Annotated in this window: 1 protein-coding gene; it reads right to left on the reverse strand. The window is 76.9% G+C overall.

From position 1 onward, the window contains the following. Positions 1-765: DUF222 domain-containing protein (locus tag ACI79G_RS24950; RefSeq protein ID WP_456883720.1), on the reverse strand; the 765-nt coding region annotated here is incomplete at its 3' end. Between the last annotated feature and the right edge of the window lie 23 nt (positions 766-788).

Here is a 788-nt window from a genome sequence, read left to right on the forward strand (position 1 = left end):
GCCGATCGTGACGATGACCTGCGGCTTGTGGCCGCGCAGGACCGGCAGGGAGCTCGCGGCGAGGGCGTTGTCGCACAGCTGCACCAGCACGTCGGCCAGCCGCTGGCTGCGGGTCCGCTCGTCGCCGGCGCACCGGCCAGCCTGCACCAGCGACTCCAGCGCCGCCTGCAGCCGCTCCCCACCCACCGCATCCAGGTTGAACCGCCCGGTCACCCCGCCGTCGGCCTGCTTCGCCAGCACCAGCCGGCGGCCCGCGGTCGGATCGGGCTCCGGGCCGTCGGCGTCGAGCCGGTCCAGGTAGTGGTGCACCGCCCTGGCGGTGTCGGCGTGCGGGCGTGAGGTCGCGACGCCGGTCAACAGCTGGTCGACCACGGCCAGGTCGACGTCCTGCCCAGCGGCCTGCGCGAGCGCCTCGGGCTCGGCCACCCGGGCGATCACCCCGGCCTGCTCACCGGTGACGTGTCCGGCCGCGAGCGTCGCGGCCAGGCCCGGCAGGTGCGCCCGCGCCCGCCCGGTGCGCACCACCCGGGCGGCCTCGGCGACCGACAGGTGCCCGTGCCCGCGCAGCCAGCAGCCCATGGTCGTCAGCCCGTCGACCTGCGCGGCACCGGACACCTCGGCCTCCCGCACGGTGCGCGCGACCTCGGCGGCGAGCCGGTTCGCCGCGGCCAGCAGCGGGCCCAGCCGGTCCAGCAGCGCCGGGCCGACCAGCGGGGTGAGGTCCTCGGCGGCCAGGGCGTCGAGGGAGGCATACAGCTCGTCCACGACACCTCCCACCGGATCGATCA

The organism is Geodermatophilus sp. SYSU D00779 (assembly GCF_054050595.1).